We start from the raw sequence: 3,952 nt of genomic DNA, 5'->3' as shown, positions 1-3,952 counted from the left end.
GAATGTAATACATTGCGGGAGATAGGCCCTTTGGGGGATGAAAGGAGTCTAACTGCGCAGGGTACCCGCCCGGTACCGGTTGGTCACTCGATGTTCATACGGCGCATGGCCCGCCACAGCGTGGTGCGTCCGATTCCCAGAAGATCAGCCGCCGCACTGCGGTTGTCCTTGGTCTTACGCAATGCGGCCCGTATAACATCTTCACTAAGTTCCTCCTGGCCTCTTTTGGCGCGTGACAGAACTACCTCCTCCGGCAGGTCGGCCAGAGTGAGCGTGTCACCTTGTGCAAAGATGACAGCTTGTTCGATGATGTTTCGCAACTGGCGGACGTTGCCTGGCCACGCGCATTCCCGCAGGACCTGGTGGCATTCTTTGGAAAGTACAAGCCCCTCCCGTTCATAAAGTTCCGAGAATTCGCGCAGAAAGGCCTCGGCCATTCGCAATACATCGTCCTCGCGTTCGCGCAGCGTGGGGACATCAATCCGCGCGACCGACAATGCGTAGTACAGGTCTTCGCGCAGACGGCCGCCGCTCAACATATCGTGAGGCTCTTCGCTCGTTGCGGCTATGAGACGCACCGAAACCGGCTCCTCGGCGGAATCCCCCATAGGCGAGACGGTGCTTTTCTCAAGAACTTGGTACAGAACACGTTGTGCTTCCTGATCCAGGCTGTCGAGGCCCTGAACATACAGTGTTCCACGGTGTGCCCGGCGAATGGCGCCCGCATGGCTCCGCACGGCCCCAGGAAAAGCTCCCGCGGCGAACCCGGCCAATTCCTGCAGAATCAGCCGGCTGTCGAGCCCTGTGGTATCGAGGACTTCAAACGGTCCCGCTTTTCGGCCTCCAGCGAAATGAATGGCTCGGGCCAGCGTTTTGCGGCCGACGCCGCTTTCTCCCACAAGCAGCACCGGTATTTCGGAAGCAGCCACTTGCTCTGCGCGCGCCATAACCACTTTCATTGCATCGGATTGTGCAACAACCTCGTTGAGAAGCAGTTCGCCCCGCAATCGTCCAGTGAGCGCGTTGAGTTTCAACTGAACTTGCCGTGCCTTCTTTTGCACTTGGGCGGTTCTCAGTTCCGCCTGCGCAACTTCCTCATGAAATGCCCCAGTTTTCATTGCCTCGCGAATCCAATCGGCTTCGGGGCCCCATTCCGGTTCGAAGCGGCCTACGACGCGGCAGCGCGCATCGCCTTTCCCCATGCACTCGACTTCGAGACACAGCACCCGCCGGCCAATGATCTCACTGACATGGCCTGACAGGTAACCCGTGGTATTCCAACATCCACACTCACCCAATGAACCCGCAACGAGTTTATGGGCCTTGCCTTCCAGACCCTCATTGAAGGCGATTTCGCGGTAAAGCGTTCGGCTGTCCAAGTCATACTCGAACCGGATCGGGTCTGCCGCGTACCGTCCCTGCAGCTGACCAAAGACGGGACCTGCCTGAAGCGCCAACCGCACGTTCTGCTGAAACACGTTCAGATGGCGCGCGGCGTCCCGGCGCCCTTGTTCGAATCCAATCCGAAAACACAAGGCGCGGGCGCGCTGCCATCCCAGAAACTCGAGCAGATGGCGGCGTTCGACGGCTGCTGCCTCAAAATCCATGAAGAAGCCGATTCGATTCAGAAAGGTGAGGCGGCCTTCCTTGGGTTCCGATTCAAGCCAGACATTTCGCGCCCCCTCGAGGTAGTGCGAAAGAACAGGGGGCAATTCAAGAAAGACATGTTGGCTCAGCTTGGTAGGGCGCATCATAGAACTTCTCCCACCCAGAACATAGACGAAACGCATCGGAAAGTCAAGCGTTTCATGTGGAACATGCCCGTAAACTACCTGTTCACAGTGGATTATGGCTCAATCCATGGCAATATGTGGGGAAGCACTCTTGCGGATTTTCTCCTGTGTTTCACGCAATAGCCTCTGGCTGATTGTGGCTCTTACGGACATGCGAAGGCGGACGGTGGCGACTGCTACGCTTTGTCGCAGTTGTTGTCTCTTGAATGGTATGCCTTGCGCCTGAGGTAGAAAAAGAGAACGGTGCCTACTACCGCTAATAAGAGGGAGAACACCTGCTGGTCGCTCAGGTGCCCGCCGAAATGGCTCGGATTGTGATCACCTCTGAAGAACTCGAGCACAAAACGCCCTAAACCATACAAGGTCAAATACATAGGCAGAACGAATCCGCAAAAGGGCGGATGTTTCTTTCGAAGCACCATCAGCAGCGCAAAGATAAGCAAGAGCCCGACAGCGCTGTAAAGCTGGGTGGGATGGACGGGAAATGACCATTTGTCCTCCCAATAGGACAGTCCAAAGCGCGCACAATGGTCAAGGTAAGCCGGACTCCCGGTAGGTTCCTTGCTCAGGTCGAAGGGAACCCGGCGGAAGGGTATGGCCCAAAACACATCGGACCGCTTCCCATAGCAGCAGCCGTTGAGAAAGCAGCCCAGGCGGCCAAAGGCGTGACCCAGCGGGATATACGATGCTGCAATGTCGGCAAGAGGCCAGAAGTCGATCTTCTTGCGGCGTACATACCAGTATACGAAAGGAATCGCCAGAAGAGCGCCTTGGAACACCAGACCGCCCCGCCAGAAGGCCACCCATCCCAGCGGGTCCCGCCACGAATACGACGACGGGTACAGGAGAATGTGTGCGAGCCGGGAGCCAAACAGCCCGACGAGCAGTGTCCAGAAAGCGCCGTCTGCGATAATGTCGGGGTCGATGCCTATCCGCTTGCATTCACGCCTGACGAACGTGACGCCGAGGATGAAACCGATGGCCAGCATGAGGCCGTACGAATTGATCTTGATAGGGCCTAACTCAAGTAGTGTTGGCAGCACGGGTGCTTTCCTGCGAATCGGGCTGAGGTTGTTTCCAGGTGAGTATGACCAAAAGGACTATCCCCGTGCAAATGCAGGAATCGGCTACGTTGAAGGCGGGATACAGCTTCCACGGGAAATCGAAAGGGACGAAATAGAAATGAAATTGGAGAAAGTCAGTAACAGAACCCAGCCGTACGCGGTCGATCAAATTGCCGATCGCGCCGCCGGCCACCAGTCCGTACGCAAGGGACTGCCAGCTGGATTTCGGATTGAGGAACTTGAACAAATACGCGAGGACCAGGGTAGCAAACACCGGGGCAATCAAGGGGACAAGCTCTCTGCCGCGGAACATTCCCCCCACAAGACCGGAATTGCGCTGGTGGGTAAGCCAGAAGAACTCGCGCGGATGGGAGCCCAGGGTCTCGCTTCCTTCTGGAATATATGTGATGACCAGATGCTTCGTTATCTGGTCCACCGCAACGATACTCAAGACAATAGCGATTATCCACAGTATCTGCTGTTTTCTCTCCGGACTCAGTCCAGATATCATAGGACGCCGCCGCGTTCGAGGGCTGACTGACACTCGATGCAGAAACGTGCCGAAGGAAATGCCTCCAGGCGTTTTCGTAGAATCTCTTTCTGGCAGCCTTCGCACTTGCCGTAGGAGCCTTCTTCAATGCGCCGCAGGGCGTCCGCGACCTCGTGGAGCTGGCGAGATCCCACCCCCGCAAGGCTGAGAGCTATCTCCCGCTCGAAGCTGTCTGTTCCGACTTCGGCATAGCTGGAAACATCCGAGACATTGTCGGTAGCGGGTTGATAGAGGGTATCTTCTTCTAACTGACGCACGCCCCTTACGAGGCGCTCCCGTTCCTCTAGCAAGAGCTTTTGGAATTTCTTGGCATCACGTTTGTTCATGGCAGCATTTCACCTCTCTCAGTTGGTCCCAGAGCGTGGAGGATTGTACCACACAATCAGGCTTTCTGCCCGAGCAAAGACCGAAACCGCGAAAAATCATAAGTTACTTACAAATAAGGAGTTATAAATCCGTTCGAGCTATCGGGGCCGCAAAAAATCGCTCAAGCGGGCGGGACCATACCATATGGGCTGAGCGTCTGTCAAGGTGCGGACGCGGGC

The 3,952-nt window shown here is 56.4% G+C and carries 4 protein-coding genes; all 4 read right to left on the bottom strand.

What is annotated here, in order from left to right; all coding sequences use genetic code 11:
* Window positions 1–83 precede the first annotated feature (83 nt).
* Complete coding sequence (locus PLJ71_22530; GenBank protein ID HQM51465.1) at window positions 84–1,754, bottom strand: sigma 54-interacting transcriptional regulator; 1,671 nt, start codon at window positions 1,752–1,754, stop codon at window positions 84–86.
* A 215-nt stretch (window positions 1,755–1,969) separates the two neighbouring features.
* A complete protein-coding gene (gene lgt, locus PLJ71_22525; protein ID HQM51464.1) occupies window positions 1,970–2,836 on the bottom strand; it encodes a prolipoprotein diacylglyceryl transferase in 867 nt (288 codons plus the stop codon).
* Window positions 2,817–3,368 carry a signal peptidase II gene (gene lspA / locus PLJ71_22520; GenBank protein ID HQM51463.1) on the bottom strand — a complete coding sequence of 184 codons (552 nt, stop codon included), beginning with the start codon at window positions 3,366–3,368 and terminating at the stop codon, window positions 2,817–2,819. The genes lgt and lspA overlap by 20 nt, the downstream gene beginning before the upstream one ends.
* Window positions 3,365–3,733, bottom strand: coding sequence for a TraR/DksA family transcriptional regulator (locus PLJ71_22515; protein ID HQM51462.1), 369 nt, complete (start codon window positions 3,731–3,733; stop codon window positions 3,365–3,367). The genes lspA and PLJ71_22515 overlap by 4 nt, the downstream gene beginning before the upstream one ends.
* Window positions 3,734–3,952: the final 219 nt, after the last annotated feature.

This window comes from Candidatus Hydrogenedentota bacterium (genome assembly GCA_035416745.1).
Taxonomy (GTDB): Bacteria; Hydrogenedentota; Hydrogenedentia; order Hydrogenedentales; family SLHB01; genus UBA2224.
The sequence above is the reverse complement of the archived record's forward strand: the minus strand, read 5'-3'. Positions and strand labels throughout refer to the sequence as shown.

Excerpts from the sequence above, each read along its gene's own strand:
- lspA (HQM51463.1), bottom strand. The coding sequence starts at position 3,368 with ATGATATCTGGACTGAGTCCGGAGAGAAAACAGCAGATACTGTGGATA.
- PLJ71_22530 (HQM51465.1), bottom strand. The coding sequence starts at position 1,754 with ATGATGCGCCCTACCAAGCTGAGCCAACATGTCTTTCTTGAATTGCCC.
- PLJ71_22515 (HQM51462.1), bottom strand. The coding sequence starts at position 3,733 with ATGAACAAACGTGATGCCAAGAAATTCCAAAAGCTCTTGCTAGAGGAA.